This window comes from Zavarzinia sp. (genome assembly GCF_049306435.1).
In the GTDB taxonomy this organism is placed as follows: domain Bacteria; phylum Pseudomonadota; class Alphaproteobacteria; order Zavarziniales; family Zavarziniaceae; genus Zavarzinia.
In genome coordinates this window covers 15,645-41,077 of record NZ_JBAQRT010000330.1, presented here as the reverse complement: position 1 = coordinate 41,077, position 25,433 = coordinate 15,645, and the positions used below count along the sequence as shown (strand labels likewise).

General features: G+C 65.5%; 24 protein-coding genes and 2 tRNA genes. 15 read left to right on the top strand and 11 right to left on the bottom strand.

The genetic code is table 11. The features are described 5' to 3' along the window. The first annotated feature begins 26 nt into the window (after window positions 1-26). Window positions 27-224 carry a DUF1127 domain-containing protein gene (locus tag WAZ62_RS19200; protein ID WP_422645140.1) on the top strand — a complete coding sequence of 66 codons (198 nt, stop codon included), beginning with the start codon at window positions 27-29 and terminating at the stop codon, window positions 222-224. Here WAZ62_RS19200 and WAZ62_RS19195 read toward each other — a convergent pair whose 3' ends face one another. Together WAZ62_RS19195 and WAZ62_RS19190 are read right to left on the bottom strand one after the other, a co-directional pair. Continuing rightward, entirely contained in the window at window positions 225-944 is a 720-nt protein-coding gene (locus WAZ62_RS19195) for a tRNA1(Val) (adenine(37)-N6)-methyltransferase (protein ID WP_422645148.1), read from the bottom strand. It abuts the gene before it with no gap. A gap of 5 nt (window positions 945-949) precedes the next feature. Next, window positions 950-1,192, bottom strand: coding sequence for a DUF2007 domain-containing protein (locus tag WAZ62_RS19190; protein ID WP_422645139.1), 243 nt, complete (start codon window positions 1,190-1,192; stop codon window positions 950-952). 115 nt (window positions 1,193-1,307) lie between these two features. On the opposite strand from WAZ62_RS19190, the gene WAZ62_RS19185 reads away from it, so the two are divergent. The 3 genes from WAZ62_RS19185 to WAZ62_RS19175 all read left to right on the top strand — a co-directional run bounded on the left by WAZ62_RS19185 (window position 1,308) and on the right by WAZ62_RS19175 (window position 3,489). After that, on the top strand, window positions 1,308-2,345 hold the full coding sequence (locus tag WAZ62_RS19185; protein WP_422645138.1) for a polyprenyl synthetase family protein: 1,038 nt from the start codon (window positions 1,308-1,310) through the stop codon (window positions 2,343-2,345). A 61-nt stretch (window positions 2,346-2,406) separates the two neighbouring features. Next, a tRNA-Pro gene (locus WAZ62_RS19180) sits at window positions 2,407-2,483 on the top strand. A gap of 295 nt (window positions 2,484-2,778) precedes the next feature. Next, window positions 2,779-3,489, top strand: a complete 711-nt coding sequence (locus WAZ62_RS19175; RefSeq protein ID WP_422645137.1) for a MucR family transcriptional regulator — start codon at window positions 2,779-2,781, stop codon at window positions 3,487-3,489. Window positions 3,490-3,761: 272 nt separating this feature from the next. On the opposite strand, the gene WAZ62_RS19170 is transcribed toward WAZ62_RS19175, so the two are convergent. Continuing rightward, entirely contained in the window at window positions 3,762-4,031 is a 270-nt protein-coding gene (locus WAZ62_RS19170) for a hypothetical protein (protein WP_422645136.1), read from the bottom strand. A 323-nt stretch (window positions 4,032-4,354) separates the two neighbouring features. On the opposite strand from WAZ62_RS19170, the gene WAZ62_RS19165 reads away from it, so the two are divergent. The 7 genes from WAZ62_RS19165 (at window position 4,355) to WAZ62_RS19135 (ending at window position 12,722) form a co-directional block, all read left to right on the top strand. After that, window positions 4,355-6,460 (top strand): calcium-binding protein, encoded by a 2,106-nt coding sequence (locus tag WAZ62_RS19165; protein WP_422645135.1) that lies wholly within the window; start codon window positions 4,355-4,357, stop codon window positions 6,458-6,460. Between the two features lie 276 nt (window positions 6,461-6,736). Then, window positions 6,737-7,840, top strand: coding sequence for an ABC transporter ATP-binding protein (locus tag WAZ62_RS19160; protein ID WP_422645134.1), 1,104 nt, complete (start codon window positions 6,737-6,739; stop codon window positions 7,838-7,840). An 18-nt stretch (window positions 7,841-7,858) separates the two neighbouring features. Continuing rightward, window positions 7,859-8,761 (top strand): ABC transporter permease, encoded by a 903-nt coding sequence (locus WAZ62_RS19155; protein WP_422645133.1) that lies wholly within the window; start codon window positions 7,859-7,861, stop codon window positions 8,759-8,761. Beyond that, window positions 8,761-9,546, top strand: a complete 786-nt coding sequence (locus WAZ62_RS19150; RefSeq protein ID WP_422645132.1) for an ABC transporter permease — start codon at window positions 8,761-8,763, stop codon at window positions 9,544-9,546. Before WAZ62_RS19155 ends, WAZ62_RS19150 begins: the two co-directional genes overlap by 1 nt. A gap of 30 nt (window positions 9,547-9,576) precedes the next feature. Next, window positions 9,577-10,626, top strand: coding sequence for an extracellular solute-binding protein (locus tag WAZ62_RS19145; RefSeq protein WP_422645131.1), 1,050 nt, complete (start codon window positions 9,577-9,579; stop codon window positions 10,624-10,626). 177 nt (window positions 10,627-10,803) lie between these two features. Then, window positions 10,804-11,700 (top strand): nitrilase-related carbon-nitrogen hydrolase, encoded by an 897-nt coding sequence (locus WAZ62_RS19140; RefSeq protein ID WP_422645130.1) that lies wholly within the window; start codon window positions 10,804-10,806, stop codon window positions 11,698-11,700. Beyond that, a complete protein-coding gene (locus WAZ62_RS19135) occupies window positions 11,700-12,722 on the top strand; it encodes a histone deacetylase family protein (RefSeq protein ID WP_422645129.1) in 1,023 nt (340 codons plus the stop codon). The genes WAZ62_RS19140 and WAZ62_RS19135 overlap by 1 nt, the downstream gene beginning before the upstream one ends. Before the next feature lie 4 nt (window positions 12,723-12,726). Here the strand turns inward: WAZ62_RS19135 and WAZ62_RS19130 are convergent, their stop codons facing one another. Beyond that, window positions 12,727-13,665 (bottom strand): LysR substrate-binding domain-containing protein, encoded by a 939-nt coding sequence (locus tag WAZ62_RS19130; RefSeq protein ID WP_422645147.1) that lies wholly within the window; start codon window positions 13,663-13,665, stop codon window positions 12,727-12,729. Window positions 13,666-13,937: 272 nt separating this feature from the next. On the opposite strand from WAZ62_RS19130, the gene WAZ62_RS19125 reads away from it, so the two are divergent. Then, entirely contained in the window at window positions 13,938-14,585 is a 648-nt protein-coding gene (locus WAZ62_RS19125) for a TetR family transcriptional regulator (protein WP_422645128.1), read from the top strand. A 4-nt stretch (window positions 14,586-14,589) separates the two neighbouring features. Here WAZ62_RS19125 and WAZ62_RS19120 read toward each other — a convergent pair whose 3' ends face one another. The 4 genes from WAZ62_RS19120 to WAZ62_RS19105 are packed head-to-tail and all read right to left on the bottom strand — an operon-like array spanning window position 14,590 to window position 16,821. Next, complete coding sequence (locus WAZ62_RS19120; protein WP_422645127.1) at window positions 14,590-15,255, bottom strand: LysE family translocator; 666 nt, start codon at window positions 15,253-15,255, stop codon at window positions 14,590-14,592. 16 nt (window positions 15,256-15,271) lie between these two features. Then, window positions 15,272-16,162 carry a bifunctional methylenetetrahydrofolate dehydrogenase/methenyltetrahydrofolate cyclohydrolase FolD gene (gene folD, locus WAZ62_RS19115; RefSeq protein ID WP_422645126.1) on the bottom strand — a complete coding sequence of 297 codons (891 nt, stop codon included), beginning with the start codon at window positions 16,160-16,162 and terminating at the stop codon, window positions 15,272-15,274. A 36-nt stretch (window positions 16,163-16,198) separates the two neighbouring features. Continuing rightward, on the bottom strand, window positions 16,199-16,537 hold the full coding sequence (locus WAZ62_RS19110; protein ID WP_422645125.1) for a DUF167 domain-containing protein: 339 nt from the start codon (window positions 16,535-16,537) through the stop codon (window positions 16,199-16,201). Further along, on the bottom strand, window positions 16,537-16,821 hold the full coding sequence (locus WAZ62_RS19105) for a YggT family protein (RefSeq protein WP_422645124.1): 285 nt from the start codon (window positions 16,819-16,821) through the stop codon (window positions 16,537-16,539). Before WAZ62_RS19105 ends, WAZ62_RS19110 begins: the two co-directional genes overlap by 1 nt. Window positions 16,822-16,936: 115 nt before the next feature. Between WAZ62_RS19105 and WAZ62_RS19100 the strand changes: the two genes are divergently transcribed. Continuing rightward, window positions 16,937-17,012: transfer RNA gene (locus WAZ62_RS19100), tRNA-Ala, on the top strand. Window positions 17,013-17,260: 248 nt separating this feature from the next. Here WAZ62_RS19100 and WAZ62_RS19095 read toward each other — a convergent pair. Next, window positions 17,261-19,105: a fatty acid desaturase gene (locus WAZ62_RS19095; protein ID WP_422645123.1), complete on the bottom strand. Its 1,845-nt coding sequence runs from the start codon at window positions 19,103-19,105 to the stop codon at window positions 17,261-17,263. Between the two features lie 140 nt (window positions 19,106-19,245). Between WAZ62_RS19095 and WAZ62_RS19090 the strand changes: the two genes are divergently transcribed. Continuing rightward, window positions 19,246-20,877 carry a GMC family oxidoreductase gene (locus WAZ62_RS19090; RefSeq protein ID WP_422645122.1) on the top strand — a complete coding sequence of 544 codons (1,632 nt, stop codon included), beginning with the start codon at window positions 19,246-19,248 and terminating at the stop codon, window positions 20,875-20,877. 68 nt (window positions 20,878-20,945) lie between these two features. Here WAZ62_RS19090 and WAZ62_RS19085 read toward each other — a convergent pair whose 3' ends face one another. Both WAZ62_RS19085 and WAZ62_RS19080 read right to left on the bottom strand, forming a co-directional pair. Continuing rightward, the gene (locus WAZ62_RS19085; RefSeq protein WP_422645121.1) at window positions 20,946-21,266 is read right to left on the bottom strand and encodes a 2Fe-2S iron-sulfur cluster-binding protein; all 321 of its coding nucleotides are present in this window, start codon (window positions 21,264-21,266) and stop codon (window positions 20,946-20,948) included. Window positions 21,267-21,280: 14 nt separating this feature from the next. Then, complete coding sequence (locus tag WAZ62_RS19080; protein WP_422645120.1) at window positions 21,281-22,537, bottom strand: cytochrome P450; 1,257 nt, start codon at window positions 22,535-22,537, stop codon at window positions 21,281-21,283. 486 nt (window positions 22,538-23,023) lie between these two features. On the opposite strand from WAZ62_RS19080, the gene WAZ62_RS19075 reads away from it, so the two are divergent. Beyond that, entirely contained in the window at window positions 23,024-25,423 is a 2,400-nt protein-coding gene (locus WAZ62_RS19075; RefSeq protein WP_422645119.1) for an efflux RND transporter permease subunit, read from the top strand. The last annotated feature ends 10 nt before the right edge of the window (window positions 25,424-25,433 follow it).

The window sequence follows — 25,433 nt, the reverse complement described above, 5'->3', positions numbered from 1 at the left end:
CACCCCCGCGCCCTGAAGGAGGAGTCATGTCCAAGGCCAGCACCCTGTCGCAGGTCGTCCCTCGCCGGTCGCGGCCGCCCGGCCTTCGCGCCCTGGTGGCGGCCTTTCTCGCCTATCGGGAGCGGCGGCGGGCGGCGCGTTATCTTGCCGGGCTCGATGATTTTCTGCTGGCCGATATCGGCGTTCAGCGCGCCGATATCGAACGGGTGGTGCGCGGCGCGTGATCAGCCGAGGCGCTGGCCGCCGCGCAGGATCGCCTCAGCCGCCGGGGTGAAGCGACCGTCCGCCTCGTGAAGGACGAGGCCGGGCAGCAGCCGCGCCGGTGTCCGCCGGTCCAGCCGGCCGGTGACGATGACACGGCGCGCCTCGGCTCCCGCCTTCGGCCACAAAGGCAGGATCTCGATGGCGCCGAGGCGGGGCGCGATCAGGGCCAGGATCTCGGGCAGGCGATCGGCCCGATGGATGATGTGCAGGCTGCCCTTGGGGCGCAGGGCGCGGATCGCCTCGTCCAGCCAGCGGGCAAGGTCGGCGCGGCCTTCCATATGGGCATCGCGCCTTACGTTCGCCGGGGCGGTGCCTCGACCGGGGTCGAGATAGGGCGGATTGGTCATCACCGCGTCGAAGGCCTGGCGCGGCAGGCCATCCTCGACCGCCTGGCGCAGGAAGGTGCTGCGACCGGCCATGTCGTTCAGGGCGGCGCTGCGCTCCGCCAGGGCGAGGGCCGTTTCATCGGCGTCCAGCCCGACAAGGCGAAGATCCGGCCGCCGCCAGCCGAGGCAGAGCAGGGCGGCCCCGGTGCCGCAGCCGAGGTCCAGCACCCGCGCGCCTTCCGGTATGGCGACCGATGCCGCCAGCAGCACGGGATCGATCGCCGCGCGGTAGCCGTCCTCGGGTTGCAGCAGGCGCAGGCGCCCGCCCAGCAACAGGTCTTCCGTCACGGTCATGGCGGTCACGGCCAAAAGCCGGTGCCTTTCTCGTGCAATTCCTGGCCAAGGCCCGCTTCGGTCAGCAGGCGGCGGGCCCGCGCCTGATCGTCGTCGCCGACCATCAGGCGGCGCGGCACCATGCCGATCGAGCCATCGATCACCGACGAATGCGAATCGAGGACCAGAAGCGGGATTCCCTCGGCCTTCAGCAGGCTGTCGACATAGGAAATCAGCACGAGATCATTGGTCCGGATCAATTCCTGCACCGTGATCCCCTTCGATGGTTTAATGAGGCGCGAGGCGCGCCGCTACCGCTGCGGTTGACCGCCCTCTTCGGGCGCTCCTATGCTGCGCCCGCATCTTACCGGCAGGAGCATGGGTTTGGGCGTGGTCGTATCACTGGAAGAGGGGCGGGACAAGGACAGCCAGGGCGCGGCGCCGGCCAATGCGCTCGAAGTGCTGCTGCGTCTCGTCGCCGAGGATTTCGCCAAGGTCGATACCGAGATCCGCACCCGCATGGTCTCGGACGTGCCGCTGATCCCGGAACTCGCCGGCCATATCATCGCCTCCGGCGGCAAGCGCCTGCGCCCCGTGTTGCTGATCGCCGCCGCGCGGCTCTGCGGTTATCAGGGGGAGCGGCACATCCGCCTCGCCGCCTGCGTCGAATTCATCCATACCGCCACCCTGCTGCATGACGACGTGGTCGACGAATCGGCCCTGCGCCGGGGCCGGGCCACCGCCAATATCGTCTGGGGCAATCAGGCCAGCGTCCTCGTCGGCGATTTCCTGTTCAGCCGCTCGTTCCAGCTGATGACCCAGGATGGTTCGATCGCCGTGCTCGGCATTCTCTCGGAAGCCTCGGCCATCATCGCCGAGGGCGAGGTGATGCAGCTGACCACCGCCAACAACCTGGCGACCACCGAGGACGATTACCTGCAGGTGATCGCGGCCAAGACCGCCGCCCTCTTCGCCGCCGCGACCCGCGTCGGCGCCGTCGTCGCCGGCCGCCCGGCCGAGGATGAACTGGCCCTCGCCGACTATGGCCGCTATCTCGGCATCGCCTTCCAGCTGATCGACGACGCCCTCGACTATCAGGCCGACGAGGAGACGCTGGGCAAGACCGTGGGCGACGATTTCCGTGAAGGCAAGATCACCCTGCCGGTCGTCCTCGCCTTCGCCGCCGCCGACGAGGCGGAACAGGCCTTCTGGCGCCGCTGCATGGAAGCCCGCGACCAGAAGGACGGCGACCTCGAGACCGCGCTGCGCCTGATGCGGCAACACGACACGCTGGACGCCACCGTCGACCGCGCCCGCCACTATGGCAACATGGCCCGCGCCGCCCTCTCCCGCTTCCCCGACGGGGAGTATCGCCGCGCCCTCGAAGGCGTGATCGATTTCTGCATCGAGCGGGCCTATTGAGAATTCTGAAACATTGGCTTGAACAGGGCCGGCCCCGGTGCTACAAGGCCGGCCTCCCGGTCGGAGTGTAGCTCAGCCTGGTAGAGCACTAGCTTCGGGAGCTAGGGGCCGGAGGTTCGAATCCTCTCACTCCGACCAATCTCTTCACAGAGATTATGTGCAAGGCCGCCTTCGGGCGGCCTTCTCATTTGTGGGGTTTGCCCGTGTAGCCGCCGCAGCCGGGACTATCGTGGGCAAGAGTTGAGGACTGCGGCCGGGGAAATTCGCGCTCACGGCCGCATTACCGCTTCGTCCACCACCGAATCGGTGGGCCTATGAGCTGTGCGCGGAGATGCTTATCATTGCCGCGCGGTAGCCAGCGGCGGATCATCCAGCGACAATGTGGGAATGGTGCCGTATCGGTCACGACGGTGTGCATTTCGGAGGGGCGAGCTTGACTGATCAAACGCGCGCGCTGGCGGAACCTGACGCCTTGGCCGCAGGACCCGAGGCGGATGGCGCCCAGGCCTCGGTGTTGCTTACGGCCCAGCTCGTAAGGGCCTATTGCATCGGTAACAAAGTCACGACCGCCGACCTGCCCGCGCTGATTGCTCGCGTCCACGCGGCGCTCGACGACTTGGGGCCGCCGCCGCAGGCGCTCGCAGCGCCCGATGTCCCGGCAAAGCCCGCGGTCCCGATCAAAAGCTCGATCAGCGACACGCACCTCGCCTGCCTCGAAGACGGTCTGAAGTTCAAGTCGCTGAAGCGGCACCTGCGCGTCAGCCACGGTCTCACGCCGGACGAGTACAGACGGAAATGGGGGCTGGACGATGCCTACCCGATGGTGGCCCCCGCCTATGCACGCTATCGCTCCGCCCAGGCCCTGTCGCTTGGCCTCGGCAACAAGGCTTCCGCCGATGCAAAGGGACCGGAGGCCGACGTCGCGCCGCCGGGCCTCCCGAAGAAGACACCTCGAAGGGCCGGCGCCAAAGCATCGGCCCCGACCGAGACCGGCCCGGTCAAGCAACCGGCGAAGCAACCCGTGACGTCCCCGGCGGCATCGAAAGCCAAGACGAGTCCAGATGCGAAAGCGACGGCCGGCGAGACAAAGACGCTCCCGCCCTTCCGCTATCCCGCCAGCCGCTACGCGAAGAAACCCGACTGACGGCAGGTCCGGAGATCGCCGACCCTCAATAGAGGTCTTTTCTGTTTGACGGAAGCCGTGAAACGCCTTGTCGTCATCCCGGCGCAGGCCGGGATCTCGTGCCGACAAAGGCACCTTCCTCGTAACCAGGCCCCGGCCTTCGCCGGAGCGACGAGCGTTCTCACTCAATCATCCTGAAACAGGCCCCAGGGTGTTCGCTTTTTGGGCCGCCCGCGACAGCAGCGCGCCCAGGTCTCCCTCCGGCACCGCGTTGTCCGAGGCAGCGGATCAGATCACTCGGCTTCGAGCAGGGCGTCGAGATGGTCATGCTCCGAAGACATGCGGCCCGCCGCGATGGCCTCGACTTTCTCGGAAGGCAGGTCGGCAGTGGCAAACGAGTGGCCTGCCAGCGCCTTGTAGCGTTGCAATTCTTCAAACTCGACCGCTGACATGAAGTAACCTGCGGCGCGTCCGTGACTGGTAACGGCGATCGGCTCGCGCTGGGCGATTTCCCGATACTGACCGAAGTTCTTCGCGAGCCCGGTCGATGGAGCCTCACGCATGTTTGCCTCGCTTGAATTTCCGCAACTTGCGGACTTTGCGGAATTATCGAGAGGTAATCGCGCGGACAAGCAGGGGGGGACGCCGTGGCCCGCAGGTCAACCCCGCCGGATCATCTCGCGAAACGCTTCCCCCCACGTGTTGGCGCCGGTTTCCTTAGACGAAAGTCGCGCATGCCCGTCGAAAAATTTTCACCTGACATGGTTCTTCGAGACCTGTGATTGATTGAAGTCAATGTCCATAGCTCAAAAATTGCATTCACTCCGAAAGCGAATTCAAGTTGAGCGCGACCCCTGCGCCGGCTCGCTTCTCGGGAGGGCATGTCATGTACATCCGGACGGGTCCCGCACTCATCGCGAACGCGGAGGCGCAGGCCGCGACGGTCGATAACGCTGGCATGACCGAATTCTTTTTCCAGACAGGGGGGCGCCAGAGCTTCATCGTCAGCGGACTGGAAATTGACCGGTCCGGCCGCATAATCGACCGGGCGGGGCAGGTGCTAGGGGTTGGATATACCGATCCATCCCTACCGAAGATATATTCCCATCCATACGGTCATGGCGCCAGTGATCCGACCATGCAGTTTACTTCCGCCTTGACCGAGGCGAACGGATCGATCCTGCTGTTCTCGCTGAACCAAAGGTCGACTCGCTCCTATGATGAAGAATATAGTTCGCCGTATATCTATGTGACATCCAATCTCAAACATCAGATTTTCACAGCCTATCGTCTCGGTGACATGGCTCCCGGGGAAAACGGGCTTATCTCTTATGCAGACTATGCCTTTACCATCGTGGGAAATTCCGAAGTTGCTCACGACGAGCTCATTTGGGAGGACGAATCGCATATTTTGGATGGCGTGAGCTCGACCGAAATCGTGGATCGGTCGGTACTCACCTTCGACAGCGGCGCGATGCTGGTGTCTTACCGTCTCGACATGAAGGCCGATGGTTCGATCATCACGGAATACTGGCCGGACCCGCCAGTTGAAGGTTCATATCACACCGAGTCCTCCACGATTTCCTACCAGTTCGTCGACATGAATGCGGAGACCACGCCGGCTGCCGTCGTGCTCGATGATACGCCAGTCGGCGTCAGTGTCGTCGTCGATCGACCTGCCGATCAGCTCGGTGTCATCTGGATCGACTCCGCCAGCAGCAGCCTCTTTCGCCTCGCGATGGTGTCGGTCGACGCCACGGGACAGGTGGCGCGCAATTTCAGGACTTATATCGTTGCTTCGGACCTCGAGGGCGCCCCGACGCTCGGCGACATGACCGTGCTCGATGCCGCTGCCGCCGTCGATGGCAGCATCGTCGCCATCATCGAGAACGCCGGCCGTCCCTACCTCGCCTTGTTCGACCGCGGCCTGCATCTGCAGGGTGAAATCTCGGCGATTATAGGTGGACGTTGGGCCGGCTCTTCCGCCGAGCACGTCAGCGAGACTTCGATCGTTCGGCTTCCCGATGGTGGCTTCGTACTGGGGCTATCGCTCGAAACCGATCTGATCGCGGGTGGCGCGGATCATCGTCTCCTCATTCAGCAATACGACTCCGATGGCGTACAGATCGGCCGGTCGGTGAAGGTTTCCGCCGATGGCGCCTGGTTCAACCTCTCAGACATGGGCGATGGCGTCCTCAGTCTTGCCTGGACGGATGGCGGCAATACATATTCCGAGATTCTCGACACACGGCTGGCCGGGATAACGGAGGTGGGCACGGATGGCGTGGATCTCCTGCTCGGCACCGCGTTCGGTGACGTTCTCCAAGGCTATGGGGACGCCGACCTTCTCATCGGGGCCGCTGGGCGTGACCAGTTGTACGGCGGTGCCGGCAACGATGTGTTGATCGGCGGTGACGGCGCCGACCGGCTGGACGGCGGCGAGGGGCGCGACACTGCCCGTTACGATGCCGCTGTCATTGTCGACCTTCTCGATCGCAGCCTGAACGCCGGACAGGCCCGCGGCGATCTCCTGATCTCGATAGAAAAGGTGAGCGGTTCGTCCGAGGCCGACAGTTTCTTCGGCTCCGACACGGTCGATACCCTGGAGGGCAAGGGTGGCGACGACACTCTGGTCGGACGCGGCGGTGACGATATTCTCATCGGCGGCGTCGGAGCCGACCTGTCGCGAGGTGGCGCCGGGGCGGATCAGTTCCGCTTCACGACCCTTTCCGATGGCCGCGATACGATCGCCGATTTCGTCTCCGGCGAAGACAAGATCGCCATCAGCAAGGCTGGCTTCGACATCGGAGCGATCAATCTCGTAACCAACATCCAGCCGAGCCCGTCCGACGCCGCCCCAGTGTTTCTCTTCGAAAGGGACACCGGTCTGCTGTCCTTCGATGCAGACGGCAATGGCGTCGGCAAAGCGGTGGACATTGCCTTTCTGGTCGGCGTCACTCAACTCCACATCGAGGATTTTCTCCTGATCTGATCGGTCATAGGCGCTCGTTGAGCGGGGCTGAGTCCGTCGAAAGCCCTGAGTGGATGGCATCGCCATCCGAAGGTGTTGCGCCAAGGGCCGGCCAGATCGTGCCCGAAAAGCGCTCCCCGCTCCCTGCCGCCGGTTTCCTTAGACGAAAGTCGCGCGTAGCCCGTCGAAAAATTTTCACCCGGACTGCTGGACAATCGCACCCGACCGCATCTAGCCTTGAAACCAAGAGATCGGATGGGCCGACTGGAAAACCAGCGCCATCCAGGAGGGGTGATCTTGGGTGATGGCGTAGGCTCCTGTACTCCCGCGATCGAGGCACGCTCGGTCGTCAAATCCTTCCCGGGCGGGGCGGTCGCCCTCGATCACGTCTCGATCGATATCCGCCCGAATGAATTCTTCACGCTTCTCGGGCCTTCAGGCTGCGGCAAGACCACCTTGCTGCGCCTCATCGCGGGTTTCGAGCAGCCGACCGCGGGCGAGATCTATCTCGACGGCGAGCGGATCGAGCATCTGCCGCCCTTCCGCCGGCCGATCAACACCGTGTTCCAGTCCTATGCCCTGTTCCCGCATATGACCGTGGGCCAGAACATCGCCTTCGGCCTCGAGATGCAGGGCATCCCGAAGGCCGAGATCAAGCGCCGGGTCGGCGAGATGCTGGCCCTCGTGAAGCTCGAGGGCTTCGAGGGGCGGAAGGCCGACCAGATGTCCGGCGGCCAGCAGCAGCGCGTCGCATTGGCCCGCGCCCTCGCCAACAAGCCGAAGGTCCTGCTGCTGGATGAGCCGCTGTCCGCCCTCGATCTCAAGCTGCGCAAGGAAATGCAGTTCGAGCTGAAGCGCCTGCAGACCGAGACCGGCATCACCTTCGTCTTCGTCACCCACGACCAGGAAGAAGCCCTGACCATGTCGGACCGCATCGCGGTCATGTCGGCCGGGCGCGTGCTCCAGGTCGGGGCGCCGCGCGATATCTACGAGAATCCGGAACACCGCTTCGTCGCCGATTTCATCGGCGAGACCGATTTCCTCGACGCCATGGTCGAATTGTCGGACGAGGCCGGGGTGCGCTACCGCCTGTCGTCCGGCGCCTTCATCGATGGCCCGGAGCAGGATTTCAATCCGGGCGCCAGCGTCGCCCTGTCGACCCGGCCGGAGCGGCTGCACCTCGGCGCCGCCGAGGGCGAGGGCCTGGCCGGGGTGATCGAGGCCCTGGTCTATTTCGGCACCGACACGACCTTCCATGTCGCCCTCGACGGCGGCGCGGGCACGATCCGCGTGCGGGAGCAGAATATCGCCGGCAAGCCCTTCGCCTTTTGCAAGGGCGACCGGGTCTCGATCCAGTTGCCCCGGGCCGCCGTCCGCGCCTTTCGCGACTTCAAGGGCTGAGGCGGGGGGGCGAAGATCGTGATCGACTACTTCCGCCGTACCCCCGCCGCCCGCCGCACCGCCCTGGTCTCCCCCGCCGTCGGGGCGATCCTGCTGTTCATGGTGCTGCCGCTCGGGTTGATGCTGATCTATTCGTTCCTGCAGCGCGCGACCTATGGCGGCGTGATCTGGACCCTGTCGTTCCAGAGCTATATCCAGTTCCTGTTCGAGCATGATCTCGACGACAGCCTGATCTTCAATTCCGCCTATCTGCAGATCTATGCCCGCTCCTTCATCCTGGCGGGCATCACCACCGTGCTCTGCGTCATCATCGGCTTTCCGACCGCGCTCTATCTCGTGCAGCAATCGGAGAAGCGGCGGAACATCCTGATGTTCCTGGTGACGATCCCGTTCTGGACCAACCTCCTCGTCCGCACCTATGCCTGGATATTGCTGCTGCGCCGGGAAGGGCTGGTCGACTATGGCCTGCAGGCGGCGGGCATAACCGACGCGCCACTGGGCCTTCTCTATACCGATGTCGCCAATCTCATCGGCCTCGTCTATTCCTTCCTGCCCTTCATGGTGCTGCCGATCTATTCCAGCCTCGAGAAGCTGGATTTCCGCCTGGTCGAGGCGGCCTACGACCTCGGCGCCAACCGGATCACCGCGCTGCGCCGCATCGTCATTCCCCTCGCCATGCCCGGGATCGCGGCGGGCTGCATCCTCGTCCTCGTGCCTTGTCTTGGCGCCTATGTCACGCCCGAGCTGCTCGGCGGCGGCAAGGCGCTGATGATCGGCAACCTGATTCAGCAGCAGTTCGGCGCCTCGCAGAATTGGCCCTTCGGTGCCGCCCTGTCCTTCGCCCTGCTGGCGATCGTGCTCGTCGCCCTCATCGCCTATTCGCTGCGCTTCGGCCGCGGCGCCCTGACGGAGGGCCGCTGATGTCCGACAACCCCTTGCGCCGCTTTCCCGGCACCGGCACCGCCGCGCTCGCCTTCTTCGTCTTCCTCTATGCCCCGGTCATCGTTCTCATCGCCCTGTCGTTCAATTCCGGGCGGGCCTCGACGTTATGGGAAGGCTTCACCTTCCGTTGGTATGCCGTCGTCCTCGACAATCCGGACATCCTGCGCGCGGCCAAGAATTCGCTGATCGTCGGCTCGATTTCGACCGTCCTGTCGACAATGCTGGCGACGATCGCGGCGATCGGCCTCGACCGGGCGCGCTTTCGCGGCATGAACGCGGTCAATTCGGTGATCGCCCTGCCGCTGGTGGTGCCGGAAATCGTCACCGCCGTCGCGACCCTGATCTTCTTCCTCTCGATCGGGCTGAAGCTCGGCCTCGGCACGGTCATCCTTGCTCATGTCGTGTTCTGCATTCCCTTCGCCTATCTGCCGATCAAGGCCCGGCTCGAAGGAATGCCCGTCGCCTATCGCGAGGCGGCGGCCGATCTCTATGCCAACGAATGGCAGACCTTCCGGCGGGTGACCCTGCCGCTGCTGTGGCCCGGGGTGATCGCCGGGGCCATGCTGGCCTTCATCACCAGCCTCGACGATTTCGTCATCACCTATTTCGTCGCGGGGCCGGGGGCGTCGACCCTGCCCATCTACATCTTCGCCAGCCTGCGCATGGGCGTGACGCCCGAGGTCAATGCGATCTCCTCGCTCATGCTCGTCGTCTCCATCCTGTTCGTGTCCGTTTCGGCCTGGATCGGCCGCCGGTCGAAGTGACCGGCTTTTCCCAAACCTGAGGAGGCTCACATGTCGCTCAATCTGTTGAAGGGTGTCGCCGGGGCGGCGCTCACCGCCGTCGCCGTGCTGGCCATGCCGCTCGCGGCACAGGCCCGCGAACTGGTGCTCTACAACTGGTCGGATTACACGCCGCCCGAGCTGCTGAAGCGCTTCACCGCCGAAACCGGCATCAACATCACCCTCGACCTTTACGATTCGAACGAGTCCATGCTGGCCAAGCTGAAGGCCGGCGGTTCGGGCTATGACGTCGTCGTGCCGTCCGACTACATGATCAAGATCATGGCCGACGAGGGCATGTTGATCGATATCGGCGTGCACGACATGCCGAACTTCAAGAATGTCGAAGGCCCGCTGAAATCGCCCTATTTCGATCCGGAGCGGAAATACACCGCGCCCTACATGTATGGCACCACCTCCTTCTCCTATGACACCGGCGCCATCAAGGGCCTCGAGGCGAGCTGGAAGGAATTCTTCGAGCCGCGCGAGGAGTTGCGCGGCAAGATCGCCGTCCTCAATGACCAGGTCGAGGTCATCAACAATGCCTCGCGCTACCTCGGCCTGCCGCTGTGCAACGAGAACCCGGCCGACATGAAGAAGGTGCAGGAGCTGCTCCTGAAGCAGAAGCCCTTCGTCGCCCTCTACAATTCGGACGGCACCCACGAGCGCCTGGCGGCCAAGGAGGTCGTCATGCACATGCAGTGGAACGGCGCCGCCCACCGCGCCAGGATGGCCCTGCCCTCGGTCGAATATGTCTATGCCAAGGAAGGCATCAGCCTCTGGGCCGACAATTTCGCCGTGCCCGTGGGCGCCAAGAACATCGAGGAAGCCAAGGTCTTCATCAACTGGATGATGGATCCGAAGAATATCGCCGAAGCCTCGAACTTCACCGGTTACATGGGCGCCATTCCCGCCGCAGCGCCCTATCTCGACGACGCGATGAAGGCCGACCCGGCCGTGGTGCCGCCCGAAGGCATGGACAAGCTGTTCGTCATGGCCCCGCCCTGCGGCGTGAAGGCCAAGGAGCTGATGGACAAGGTCTGGACCAACGTCCGCAAGTAAGTCGGCGGCTCCCTATGGCCCCCTCTCCGCCCGCTCGCGGGGGGAGAGGGCGGGGGGGGAGGTGGGTCTGGCCGGGTGATTGCCGGGTGTGGGTTTGTGACCATATGGATATCGGCGCCGCCCACCTCACCCCGGCCCTCTCCCCCCTGAAGGGCGGAGAGGGAGATGAGACGGGAAATGTCTGAAACACTGACCATCGCCCTCTGGGCGACCAATCTCGAACCCGCTCTGTCGTCGATGGACGCCTGGGCGGCCGGGGTCGAGGCGATGCTGGCGCGGGCGGCGGCTGACGGCGCCGCGCTGCTGGTGATGCCGGAATATGCCTCGGCGCAATGGCTGGCTTTCGCGCCCGCGCTGCCGCCCACGGGGGAAATTCCCTGGCTGGCCGCGCAGGAGACGGCGGCGCTCGACCTCCTTCGCCCGCTCGTCGCGCGTCATGGCGTCGCCCTGCTCGCCGGGACGATCCCGCATGATGACGGCGCCGGGCGTTACACCAACCGGGCCCATGTGCTGTTTCCCGACGGCAGCCACCTCGTCCAGGACAAGATGGCCCTGACCCCGGGGGAGCGCGACCCGGCGGCCTGGTGCCTCGGCGCCGGCGCCACCCTGAAGGTGATGGAGATCGCGGGCTGGCGTTTCGCCGTCGTCATCTGCCTCGACATCGAATTGCCGGCGCTGTCGGTCGTTCTCGCCGGGCTCGATCTCGATTTTATCGTCGTGCCGTCGATGACGCGGCTCGCCTCCGGCAATGCAAGGGTCTTCGGCTGCGCCAAGGCGCGGGCGGTCGAATTGATGACTGTCGTTGCCGCCATCGGCGCCATCGGCAACCGCCCCCTGTCGGGGGAGGCGCATCCCAACACCTCGGGCGCCGCCGTCTATTACCCTTGCGAGGAAGCCCTCGGCTTCACCGGGCTCGGCCCCGCGACCGCCATCGCCGAAAAGGCGGCGGGGGCGGGCCCCTATCTGCTCTGCCGCGACCTGCCGCTCGGGCTCGTCCGAGCCCTGCGCCATCAGGGCGCGGAAGTCTGGCCCGGCGCCTGGAGCGCGGGCCATCTCGTCATCGAGGACCTGTGATGAAGACGATTTTCAACGCCGACCACAAGCTGCACGACGCCGCCTTCGAGCTGATCGGCGGCAAGATGATGCCCGCCTTCGAATGCCCGCGCCGGGCCGAGATCGTGCTGGAAAAAGTGACCGAAGCGAAGCTGGGCCCGGTGATCGCCCCCACGGCGACGGGCATTTCCGCCGCGGCCAAGGTGCATGATCCCAAGTTCGTCGCCTTCCTCGAAAAGGCCTGGGGCCTGTGGTCGGAAGAACATGGCGACAGCGATGCCCTGCCCATGACCTGGCCCGCCCGTTCGCTGCGCCAGATCGAGCCGGATTCCATCGACGGCAAGCTGGGCTTCTATTCCTTCGACGCGGGCTGCGGCCTGACGAAAACCTCGTTCCAGGCCATCGCCGCCGGGGTCGAGACGTCACTGACCGGCGTCGACCTGATCCTCGCGGGCGAGATGTCGGCCTTCGCCCTCAGCCGGCCGCCGGGCCATCACGCGACCTCGGACCAGATGGGCGGCTATTGCTATCTGAACAATGCGGCGATTGCAGCCCAGGTCCTGGCCGAGGCCGGGCGCCGGGTCGCCATCCTCGATGTCGACTATCATCACGGCAATGGCACGCAGGCGATCTTCTACGAACGGGGCGACATCTATTTCGCCTCGATCCACGGCCATCCGACTCAGGAATATCCCTACTTCCTCGGCTATGCCGACGAGACCGGGGCGGGCGCGGGCGAGGGGGCGAATCTCAATCTGCCGCTTTACTGGGGCTCGGCCTGGGACGCCTATGGTGCCGCGCTGGACAAGGCCTGCGAGGGCATCAGGGCTTTCGGCGCCGATACTTTGGTGGTCTCCCTCGGCCTCGATACCTTCGAGGAAGATCCGATCTCCAAATTCAAGCTGAAGTCCGAGGATTACCTGCGCATGGGCGAGAGGATCCGCAAACTCGGCCTGCAGACCCTCTTCGTCTTCGAGGGCGGCTATGCGGTCGAGGCGCTGGGTATCAATACCGCCAATGTCCTGATCGGCTTCGAGAGCTGAGACGTCATGCCCCCGCCGCCGGCCCCTGGTGGATCGGCAGGCGGGCGGCCTCTTCCATGTCCGCCCGCAGCCGCGCCCGCAGCCAGTCGCCGAAGCGGCGCACCGCGGGCGAGGGGCGTTTGCGCGGCGGCGCGACCAGCCAATAGCCGTGATCCTGCATGGCGGCCCGGGTGAGGCGGATCAGCCGGCCCGCCGCCCGGTCGTCGAAATCGAGCACGGAATCGCCGAGCGCGATGCCCTGGCCGAGGGCCGCCGCCTCGATCGCCAGATGGGTGTCGTGCAGCATCAGGCCGGACGGCGCGGCGGCCGTGACCTCGCCGCCGGTGAAACGGCCCCAGCGTGCCCAAAGCTCGCCGTCCTCATGCAGCAGGGTGAAGGGGCGCAAGGATTCCAGGCCGGGCTCCGCCGGCAATCGCGCGGCGATGGCGGGGCAGGCGACCGGATAGACTTCGACCACGGTCAGCAGTTCGGCCTCGACGCCGGGCCAGCCGCCCCTTCCATAGCGGATGCCGAGGTCGATGCCTTCCGCCTTCAGGTCGGCGAGACGGTCGCTCGGCGCCAGCACCAGCTCGACCTCGGGCGCGAGGGCGCGGAAGTCGGCCAGCCGGCGCAGCAGCCAGCGCTGGGCGAAGACCGGCTCCACCGTCACCATCACCCGCTGGGTGAGGGCGGCCGCCGGCCGCTCCAATTCGAAGGCGGCCGTCATGGCTTCGAACGCCGGGGCGAGGGCGGCGCCCAGCCGCTGGCCGGCGGCGGTCAGGGCGATACCCCGGGGTTTTCGCTCGAACAGGGCAAGGCCCAGCCAGATTTCCAGATCGCGGACATGGCGGCTGATCGCGGCCGGGGCGACGTTCAGCTCCTCGCCCGCGCGGGCGAAGGACTGGTGCCGGAACGCCGCCTCGAAGGCGCGCGCGGCATTGAGGGGCGGCAGGCTGCGGCTCATGGTCAAGGCTAACTTTTTGTTGGGCATGGCGCAACGGGACGGCGTTTGAGCGAGGACGCCCCCGGGCCGATGCTGTGCCCGGACCACAGGAGATCCCGCCATGTTCACCTTCATCTACGAAGCCTTCGCCCTGTTCCTCTCCGCCCTTCTGTCGGGGCCATCCCGGCCGGGCGGCGGCCGCGACTATTGACCGGGGCTTGCCATACGTCGTTTTAATCGCTGGAATAGCGTTGGTGGGGTCTCTCCGATCCCGCCCCCGAAGGGACAGTGATTTGGCACGCGAGAGCACCCAGCGCCACAAGGCCGACAACAGGACGTCCGAGACAGCGGAGCAATTGCTCCTCGCCGCCGCCGCCCTGATGACCGAACGCAACACGATCGATGTGCCGGTCGCCGATGTCGCGTCCCGCGCCGGGCTGAACGCGGCTTTGGTGAATTACTATTTCCGCACTAAGACCGGGCTGCATATCGCCCTCGTCCGGCGCGACGCCGCACAGTCGGTCGCCGAAATGCAGCGCCTGCTGGCGACCGATCTGCCGCCGGCCGAGAAAATGCGCCGTCACCTGACCGGCATCATCCGCACCTTCTATCGCTGCCCCTATCTCTACCGGCTGATGCGGGCGCTGATGCGCGATGCCGATTCCAAGGCGGCGCGGGAGCTGAGCGAATTCTTCAGCCGCCCGGTGGTCGAGACCCAGAAGGCGATCATCGCCGAAGGGGTGGCCACGGGCGCCTTCCGGCCGATCGACCCGATGATGTTCCACCTCTGCGCCATCGGCGCCTGCGACCATCTCTTCGCCGAGTCGAGCACGCTGCGCTATACGTTCGGCGTGACCGAGATCGACCAGGACCTGTGCAACCGCTATGCCGAGACGGCGGTCGATCTCCTGATGAACGGTTTCCTGGCGAAAACCGCCTGAGGGGTCAGACCAGCTTGCGTTCCGTCATGAACAGGCGGAGGGCAAAGCCGAGGAAGATCACCCCGGACAAGGCCTCGACCCCGGCGCGGAACCAGCGGTTGGCGGCGATGCGGTTGGCCGCGCGGGCGGCGAAGGCGGCGATGACGAGCAGATAGAGCCCGCCGATGATCGCCACCATCTGCCCCATGATGAACATCTGCAGCGCGACATGGCCGAGCTGCGGCGCGACGAACTGGGGCAGGAAGGCGAGATAGAACAGGATCACCTTGGCGTTCAGCAGGTTGGTGACCAGCGCCTGGGTGAAGATGCGCCGGGCGTCGAGCCCGGCATCCTGACGCACCGCGCCGGCGGCGCCGTGATGCTTCCAGTGGTGGCGGGCGGCGATCAGCGCCTTGACGCCGAGAAAGGCGAGATAGGCGGCACCTGCCGTCTTCAGGCCCTGGAACAGCGCGGGCGAGGCGGCGACCACCGCCGAAATCCCGGCGGCGGCCAGGGTCGAATGGGTGAAATTGCCCAGCGTGATGCCGGCGATGGCGGTCCAGCCGGCACGTTTGCCGTCGAACAGGCTGCGCCCCAGCACCAGAAGGAAGTCCGGTCCCGGTATCAAGATCAGGATGACGACGGCGACGAGATAGAGCTGGAACAGATGCGGATCGATCGGCAGGTCCATATCGTCACCGGAAGGGTCAGAGCGCGGGCTTCGGCAATCCTGCCTGGGCGCAGGCCGCCGTCAAGCAATTGGCCAGCAGGCAGGCGATGGTCATGGGGCCGACGCCGCCGGGCACCGGCGTGATATGGCCCGCGACCTCGGCCGCCGAGGCATAGTCGACATCGCCGACGAGGCGGGTGCCGCTGCCGTCCGCTTTGGGCACGCGATTGATGCCGACGTCGATCACCGTCGCGCCCGGCTTCACCCAGTCACCCTTCACGAGTTGAGGGATGCCGACGGCGGCGACCAAAATATCGGCGCCGCGGGCGAGGGCGGGCAGGTCGCGCGTCTTGGAATGGGCGATGGTGACCGTGCAGCTTTCCTTCAGGAGAAGATGCGCCATCGGCTTGCCAACGATGTTGGAGCGGCCGATGACGACCGCGTTGAGCCCGGCCAGATTGCCGCCCAGCCGGTCCTTGATCAGCATCAGGCAGCCCAGCGGGGTGCAGGGCACTAGCCCCTCGGCGCCGACCGCCAGCTTGCCGGCGTTGACGACATGGAAGCCGTCGACATCCTTGGCCGGGTCGATCAGGTCGATCACCTTGGCCGCGTCCATGTGTTTCGGCAGGGGTAGCTGGACAAGGATGCCGTTCACGGCGGGATCGGCGTTCAGCGCCGCCACCCGCTCCAGCAATTCCTGTTCGGTGGCATCGGCGGACAGCTTGAATTCGAAGGAATTCATGCCGGCGGCCTTGGTCTGCTCGCCCTTGTTGCGGACATAGACCTGGCTGGCCGGATCCTCGCCGACGAGAACGACGGCGAGACCGGGGGTGATGCCATGTTCCGCCTTCAGACGGGCGACCTCGCCGGCGACACGGGTCCGCAGTCCGGCGGCGAATGCCTTGCCATCGATTACCTGTGCGGTCATGGAAATCCCCGTCGGTCTGGCGGCGCCCGGCCGCGTTCAGCGCTTCACAGGCGCGGGGTTAAGCCATTTGTGAAGGCGCTGCAACAGCGTCTCGGTCGACCCTGCTATGACGAGAAGTTTTTGCCGCGAGCTGTGGCCGGAGCGGATCGAAACCGCGGATTTCGGCACGTCCAGCGCATCGGCGATGAAGCGGATCAGGGCTTCGTTGGCGGCGCCGTCGACCGGCGGTGCATTGAGCCGGATGGCCACCGCCGCGCGTCCGTCCGCCCCGGTGACGATCCCCTCGAGACTGTTGCGCGAGGCCCGGGGCGAGAGCTTCACCGCGAGGCGAACCGCGTCGCCGCCCGCCTCCGCCGTGAAGGGCAGGGCGGTCATCACATGCCCAGCAGCACTTCGGGAATGAAGCGGCGCAGGAAGAAGATGACGATCAGCAGGATGACCGGCGAGAAATCCATGCCGCCGGCCGAAGGCACCACACGCCGAATCGGCCGCAGCAAGGGCTCGGTCACCACATGCAGCCCCTGGCCGATGGAGCGTACCGCCGGACTGTAGGGATTGATCACGTTGAACGCGATCAGCCACGACATCACCGCCGTGCCGATCAGCACCCAGGTGTAGAGGGAGAGAATCAGATCAATGGTCTGAACAAGGGCAATCATCGCGTCCATCCGCTGGCCAACCCCTGCCGATGTAGGGCTTCAAAAGCCATCGCGCAACCCGCTTGACAGACGATATTGCCTTGAGCATTATCCGCGCCTCGCAAGCGGCGGGTGAGGGGCTGTAGCTCAGATGGGAGAGCGCCTCGTTCGCAATGAGGAGGCCAGCGGTTCGATTCCGCTCAGCTCCACCAACCGTCACCCCGCTGCGAGATTTCAAGACATCACGAGTACCGGGTCCGGAAACAGCCGCCATCGCGCCGCTCCCGGTGCCGAACCATCACATCCTCATGACCGTGGATAAGCCGATCGCCGGGTGATTGACGGCAGCTTTTCGTCGCCCCGGCGCAGGCCGGGGCCTTGGGACGAGAAGGGCGACTCGCCGGCTCGTCATGCCGGCTTTCGCCGGCATGACGCGTTGGGGGCCGCTACCCGTCCCGCCCTACAGATCGAGAACCAGCGTGTCCTTGCCGGTGCCGCGCGAGACGCAGGGGATCATGTGGCGGCCGCTGGCGCGTTCCTCGTCGGTCAGCACCGAATCGCGGTGCTCGATCGTGCCGGACAGCACCTTGCAGCGGCAGGTGCCGCAGATGCCGCGCCGGCACAGGGTGTCGACCGGCAGCCGCGCCGTCTCGAGTGCGTCGGTGAGCGGGGTGCCGGCCGCGACCTCGATCCGGCGGCCGCTGCGCGCCAGCTCGACCGTGAAGGCATCGCCGGGTGACAGGGGCACGGGGGCGAAATTCTCGGTCGAGATCGCGTCTTCGGGCCAGCCGAGGCCGGCGGCCACCTGCGCCACCCGGGCCATGAAGCCGGAAGGGCCGCAGAGGTGGATCCGGTCGCACGCCTGCCAGGGGCCGATCGCCGCCGCGATCTCCTGATCGGCGAAGCCCTTGCCCTCGTCGTAATGCGGCTGGATGCGGGCGGCGAAGGCGAAGCGCGCCAGGCTGGTGCCGAAGGGCGCGCCGGCCTCGTCCCTTGCGAAGAGATGCAGGGTGAAATCGCGCTCGCCCAAGGCATGGGCCATGGAGATCAGCGGCGTCATGCCGATGCCGCCGGCGATCAGGACATGGCGTCCGCCATCATCCCGCAGGGGGAAATGGCTGCGCGGGCGGCCGACCTCGACGATGGCGCCGGGCACCAGCTGCTCGTGCACGGCGATGGAGCCACCACGCCCCAGGGCATCCCGCTTCACCCCGATCTGCCAGATCCCGGCCTGCCCGGGCACGCCGATCAGCGAATATTGCCGGACGAGATGGGGCGCGAGGCGCAGATCGACATGGGCGCCGGCCTCGAAGGCGGGCAGGGCGCCATCGCTGGCGGTGGTCAGGGTGAACAGGCTGATGCCCGCGGCGATCTCCTCGACCGCGGTCACCCGGGCGAGGCGCCAGGGACGTTCCGCTTCCGGCAGCTCCAGGGGCTTGCCGTCGATCACGCCCCGGAACAGCACCCCGCGCGGGGCCAGCAGACGTTCCGCCGCGCGCCAGCCGGCTTCGAGCCGGTAGAAGGGCAGTTGCGGATAGAGGTGATGGATGAGATGCGCGCTCTGCCCCAGCATGAAGGACAGCACCAGCGGATTGCGCTCGATCATCACCGTCGCGTGAATGGGATGCGCCCGCTGCTCGATCCCCGGCGGGTGCTGGATATGGGCGAAGAGATAGGCGGTCAACCCAAGCCCGAGGCGCTGGGGCAGCAGCCAGACCAGCAGCCATTCCTGGGCGTAGGGCGAGGCGATCCAGGCGACATGCCAGGTCACGAACAGCGAGAAGCCCAGCAGGAAACGGGTGTTCTGCAAGGCGGTCCAGCGGTTGAAACGCTTCATGTACCAGAGGAACCAGATGACATCGATGAAGAACAGGGCGGGCAGGATCTTCAGGACCGGCCCGACCAGGATGTCGTCCGGGTCCTCGCCATGCTCGCCGGTGTTCTTGTGGTGCTCGAGATGCAGGTGGCGATAGACCGCGACCTCGAGCCCCGGCAGCAGGAACTGGCCGCCCAGCGTGCCGATGATGTCGTTGACGAGGGGGCTGCGCGAAATCGCCCGGTGTGTGCCGTCGTGCAGCACGGTGAAGGAGGCATAGACCAGCACCGAGCTGATCGCGATGGCGATCGCGGGGTGCAGCACGCCGGCCAGCATGGCCCAGCCGGACAGGCCGAAACCCGCGACGCAGGCGGTCAGCAGGGCCAGGGTCGGGACCGGGAACAGAGGCAGGACGTGAAGCTCCCGCAGGGTTGGGGTACTGCGGGCCTGGCCGGCCAGGCTCCAGTCCGCTGATGCTTGCGCTTGCATGTCTCTCCTCCGCGTTTTCGGGGAGCCTGACGACATCGGCACCCGCCTCCTACCCCCCTATTCGAGGTGCTGGACGCCGCCGCCCCGGATGGCTGTTCTAACCCCCAGAAAACAAGACAAAACCAGGGAGAAACGGCGCCATGGAATTCGATTATGTCATCGTCGGCGGGGGCTCGGCCGGCTGCGTCCTGGCCAACCGCCTGACCGAGGACGGCCGCAGCACGGTCTGCCTGATCGAGGCGGGCACGGGGAAATCGTCGCCGCTGGTGCGCTGGCCCGGCATGTTCGGCATGAACATGCTGACCCATCGCTACAACTGGGCCTTCAATTCCGTGCCCAATCCGGCAACCGGCGGGCGCCGCCATTTCCTGCCGCGCGGCAAGGGCCTGGGCGGCTCCTCGGCGATCAACGCCATGGTCTATATCCGGGGTGATGCCTCTGATTACGATACTTGGGCGCAGAGCGGCAATCGGGGCTGGGCCTACCAGGACGTCCTGCCCTATTTCCGCCGGGCCGAGGACAATGCCCGGGGCGCCGACGATTACCACGGCGAAGGCGGCCCCCTGCATGTCTCGGACACCCATCACGGCTATGTCCCCAACCTGAAATTCATCGAGGCGGCGGAACAGGCGGGCTTCCCGCGCAACGCCGATTTCAACGGCGCGCGGTTCGAGGGCGTCGGCCTCTATCAGTTCACGATCAAGGACGGGCGGCGCTGGGGCGTGCGCCAGGCCTATCTCGAACCGGTGCGCGCGCGCCCGAACCTGACCGTGCTGACCGATGCAAGGGTGCTGAAACTGGTGATGGACGGGCGCCGCGCGACCGGCGTATCCATCGACCGGAAAGGCAAGCGCGAGACGATCAAGGCCGGGCGCGAGGTGATCATGGCCGCCGGCAGCTTCGGCACGCCGCAGGTTCTCCTCCTCTCGGGCATCGGCCCGGCGGCGGAACTCCGCGCCAAGGGCATCGGCGTCGTCCACGACCTGCCGGGGGTGGGGCGCAACCTGCAGGAACATCCGGATGTAGCCGCCGTCTATTCCTCGAAGCAGCGCGACGGTTTCGTCATGAATGGCGCCGGCCTGATGAAGATGGCGGGCGCCGGCCTATCCTACATGATGGGGCGGCGCGACAACATGCTGGGCCGCTCCGTCACCCAGGCCGGTGGTTTCATCAAGTCGGATCCGAGCGTCGACGTGCCCGACCTCCAGCTGCATTTCGTGCCCCTCGTCTTCATCGACCATGGCCGCGACACCAAGGCCATGGGCCAGCACGGATTGTCGCTGCACGCCTGTTTCCTGCGGCCCTACAGCCGGGGCAGCGTGACCCTGGCGACGGCCGATCCCTTCGACGATCCGGCGATCGATATCGGCCTTCTGTCCGACGAGCGCGACGTCGATCGCCTGATCAAGGGCGTGAAGCAGTGCCGCCGCATCCTGCGGCAGCAGGCCTTCGCCGCGCATCTCGACCGGGAGCTGATCCCGGGGGTGGAGGTTCGCAGCGATGCCGAACTGGGCGCGGCGGTGCGCCAGCATTGCGAGCACGTCTATCACCCGGTGGGCACGGCGAAGATGGGCAGCGATCCGATGGCCGTCGTCGGCGACGACCTCAAGGTCCACGGCATCGCGGGGCTTCGCGTCGTCGATGCCTCGATCATGCCGACGCTGGTCTCGGGCAATACCAACGCCCCGACCATCATGATCGCGGAAAAGGCCGCCGACCTCATCCTCGGCCGCATCGCCCTGCCGCGGGAAGAGACTCGCAACGTCGCCTGAGGGCCACGCCCGCGCGGGCATGAAAAAGGGGCGGGTCGCCGTGGCGGCCCGCCCCTTCGCGTTTCCGATCAGTGCTGGGCGACGGGCAGATGCACGGTCATCCCCGCGAGGCAGGGCGAGACCTTGATCTGGCAGGCGAGACGCGAGCCCTCGGTCGGATTGGGCGCGAATTCGAGCAGCGAGTTTTCCATGTCGCTCTTCGCCGGCAGGCGCTCCAGCCATTCCGGATCGATGTGGATATGGCAGGTGGCGCAGGCGCAGGCGCCGCCGCAGTCGGCGTCGATGCCGGGGACCATGTTGGCGACGGCGCCTTCCATGATGCTGTGGCCGTCGGCGATCTCGACTTCGTGACGGGTGCCATTGTGTTCGATGAAGGTGATCTTGCTCATGATGTCTCGCTCTTTCAGGCGCGGATACGGACGGGCATGGATTCGTAGCCCTTGACGAAGCAGGAATAGACGCGTTTCGGCTCGTCCATCACTTCGATCGGACGGTCGGGCCAGCGCTTCAGGATTTCTTCCCAGACGATGCGCAGCTGCATTTCGCCGAGGCGGTTGCCGACGCAGCGGTGGATGCCGAAGCCGAAGGACAGGTGCTGGCGCGGGCGGGCGCGGTCGATGATGAAGTCATTCGGCCGCTCGATCGCGTCTTCGTCGCGATTGCCCGAGACGTACCACATGACGACCTTCTCGCCGGCGCGGATCGTCTTGCCGCCCAGCACCGTGTCGACCTTCGCCGTGCGGCGCATATGGGCGAGCGGGGTCTGCCAGCGAATGATCTCCGGCACCATGCTGCTGATCAGGGCCGGGTTCTCGCGCAGCTTGCGGTACTGGTCGGGGAACTGGTTCAGGGCCAGCAGGCCGCCGGTGATGGAATTCCGGGTGGTGTCATTGCCACCGACGATCAGCAGCAGCAGGTTGCCGAGGAATTCCTCCGGCGACATGTGACGCATGGCGTCGGAATGGGCCATCATCGAGATCAGATCATTGCCCGGCTCGGCATTCACCCGCTCGTTCCACAGGCGGGTGAAATAGGCGCCGCATTCCATCACTTCGGCCATCTTCTGCTCGTGGCTGTCGATGATGCCCGAGCCGGGCGTCGCGGTCGCGACATCCGACCAGCGGGTCAGCTTGCGGCGGTCTTCCCAGGGGAAATCGAACAGGGTCGCCAGCATCTGGGTGGTCAGCTCGATCGAGACCCGCTCGACCCAGTTGAAGGTCTCGTTCACCGGCAGGCCGTCGAGAATCGTGCCCACCCGGCTGCGGATGGTCGATTCGAGCTTGGCCAGATTCTCGGGCGAGACGATGGGGCTGACGGTCTTGCGCTGCTCGTCGTGCTTGGGCGGGTCCATGGCGATGAACATGGGCAGGCCCAGCTTGGCGTTACCATCCTCTATGGTGATGCCGCCACGCTCCGTGTCCGACGAGAAGATGTCGTGGCTCGTCTCCACCTGCATGATGTCCTTGTATTTGGTCACCGACCAATAGGGACCGAACATGCCGTTGGCGCACCAATGCACCGGGTCTTCCTTGCGCAGGCGCTCGAAGAAGGGCCAGAAACTATAGTCCCGGAAGCGCGCGGGATCGCTGACGTCGATGTCGGCAAGCGGCATCGCGTAAGCATCGGTCACGCTGTCCAGTTTCAAGGCGGCTTCGCTCATTTCAGCACTCCCTGTTACCCGCGAGCGGGCTGTGGACCTTTATTGTCTTGGCGGAAGTTCCGCTGTCGCATCGGGTCCCCGGTGATGCGCGGACCTGATCGATCCTCACTTTCGGGCAAGGCCGGGCCGGCGGCCCCCCCCTCGATCGAGGGGAAATCGGCGGTGGCCCCTGGCTCGGATCAGTTTCATTCCAAATCGGGACGAATCTCGCACCGCCCACCCCATACGGGTGGGGGGCAGGCCCCCCTGATCCGTCGCACCCTCTGGCAACGGCAAGACATCGCACCAAGCGATGCCGCCTAACGACGAGGCGCCGGAGCAACCGGACGCACAGGGAGGAAGAGATGACGCGAACACTCGCGTTGGGGGTCTATTCGCGGGCCCGCCATCACATCACGCCAAGGGCCGCCAGCCCGATGTTCCACCGCTAGTCAGGGGGCTCGTGGGCCAGTGCAAAATTTCAGCTATCGCCTATCGCACGCGATCATGACCAATCGGGGTTTCTCGATCCTGATCATCGCGCTCGTCACCGCCTTCTTCGGCTGGGGCTGCCGCAACGTCGAATTGAAGACGATCTTCTCCGACCTCCTGCCGGCGGATCACCCCTTCGTCGAGACCTTCAAGGATCACCCGAACTTCGGCAATCCGCTGACCATCACCATCATGGTCAAGCGGACCGACGGTGATATCTACAATATCGAGACCCTGCAGAAGATCTGGAACCTGACCCGTGAAGTCGACCTGGCGCCCGCCGTCGACCATGATCAGGTGATCTCGATCTCGACCGAGAAGGTGCGCTACGCCGAGGCGGTGCCCGGCGGCATCGATACCCAGCCGGTCATGGGCGATACCATCCCCTCGACCCAGGCCGATATCGACGAATTTCGTCGCCGCGTCGACATGGCGCCGCTGGCCCGCCGCTTCTATATCTCGGAAGACGGCACCGCGACCCTGATCACCGCGACCTTCATCGAGCGACTGCTCGATTATGGCGCGACCTTCGAATACATGCAGAAGATCGTCGAGGAAGCGCGCGACGATCGCCACGAAGTCCACATGGCGGGTATGCCGGCGCTCACCGGCTGGGTCTACCGCTACCAGCAGCAGATGCTGGGCATTTTCGCCATCACCGGCTTTGCCCTGCTGTTCTGCCTCATCCTCTACATGCGCAATTTCGCCGGCGTCATCACGCCGATTACCACGTCGATCATCGCGGCGATCTGGGGCTTTGGCTTCGTCGGCTGGCTGGGGCTCGCGATCGAGCCGCTGATCATGGTCGTGCCGTTGCTGCTGGTCGCGCGATCGTTCAGTCACAGCGTCCAGTTCACCGAACGCTATTACGAGATCTATCTTCACGTCGGCGACAAGCGGAAGGCCGCTGAAATCGCGCTGTCGGTGATGATGGCGCCGTCCATGCTGGGCATCTTCACCGATGCCGCCGGCCTTTTGCTCATCGCCCTCGCGCCCATTCCGGCGATGGAACGTTTCGCCGTGTTCTGCGGCTGGTGGGCCTCCATGCTGGTGCCGGCCAACGTCTTCCTGTCGCCGCTCATCCTCTCCTTCCTGCCGGCGCCGAAGAACGTGCGCAAGATCACGGGCATGGACGGCGATCACGGCTTCCACGCGGCGCTGAAGCGCTTCCTGGGGCGTGTCGCCACCATTACCTACGGTCGTGCCGCCCGGGTAACCACGGTGGTCTTCCTGATCATCACCGGTGTCTCGGTATATGAATTCCTGCAGATGCAGGTCGGCAATCCGGTCGAGGGCAGCAACATCCTGTGGGAAGACGGCGAGTTCAACACGGCGGTCGCGGCGATCAATCGCAACTTCCCCGGCGTGAACACGCTGGAGATCGTGCTCGAGGCCAAGAACCCGATCAATCCGAACCGGGTCGCCCGCCAGGCCGAGACCATCGCGACCATGGCCCAGATCCAGTACGCGATCGAACATATGGACCACCCGCCCGAGGCGACCCTGTCCTTCGCCGATTACCTGCCGGAAGCCAACCGCCTGTTCGCTGGCGGCAATCCGAAGTGGGCGCCGCTCGATCCGACCGATGCGGCGACGGGCGCCGCGGTAGGCGCGGTGATGTTTGGCACCAGCCCCAAGGCCTTCCTGCATGTCGCCGACTTCGAGCAGCAGAACGCCACGGTCTCGCTCTGGTACAAGGACAACAAGCAGGAGACGGTCGATCTCGCCCTGGCCCAGGCCCGCAAGGCGGTTGAACTCGTCGGCGTCGACCATCCCGAGTTCACGGTCCGTCTCGCCACCGGCACCATCGCCCTGCAGCAATCGATCAACGACACGGTCGCCCAGTACGAATATGTCATCCTCGGCGCCCTCAACGTCATCATCCTGGTCGGCTGCGCCATCGCCTATCGCTCCATCATGGCGGGCTTCTTCCTGCTGATCCCGGTCAACCTCGCCAATCTCTATCTCGGCGCGGTGATGGTCGAACTCGGCATCGGCCTCGACGTCAACACCCTGCCTATCGCTTCGATCGGCATCGGCGTCGGCATCGACTACGGCATCTACCTGCTCTCGCGCATCTGCGAGGAATATCAGGCGACCAAGCGTTACGACACGGCGATCCGGGCCGCGATCATGACCACCGGCAAGGCCATCCTGTTCACCGCTTCCATCGTCGCGGTCGGCATCCTGCCCTGGTATTTCCTGTCGGACCTGAAGTTCCTCGCCGACATGGGCCTGCTGCTCGTCATGGTCATGACCATCAACATGGTCCTCGCCATCGTCGTGGTGCCGCTGCTGGTCTGGCTGTTCAAGCCGCACTTCGTGACCCGTGACGACCTGCTGGTCGGCGAATCCATCGACCTCAGCCAGTACACCGAAGGCCGCAGCCTCGATCAGGCGGCCTTCGCGAAGTAACCCGAAGCCT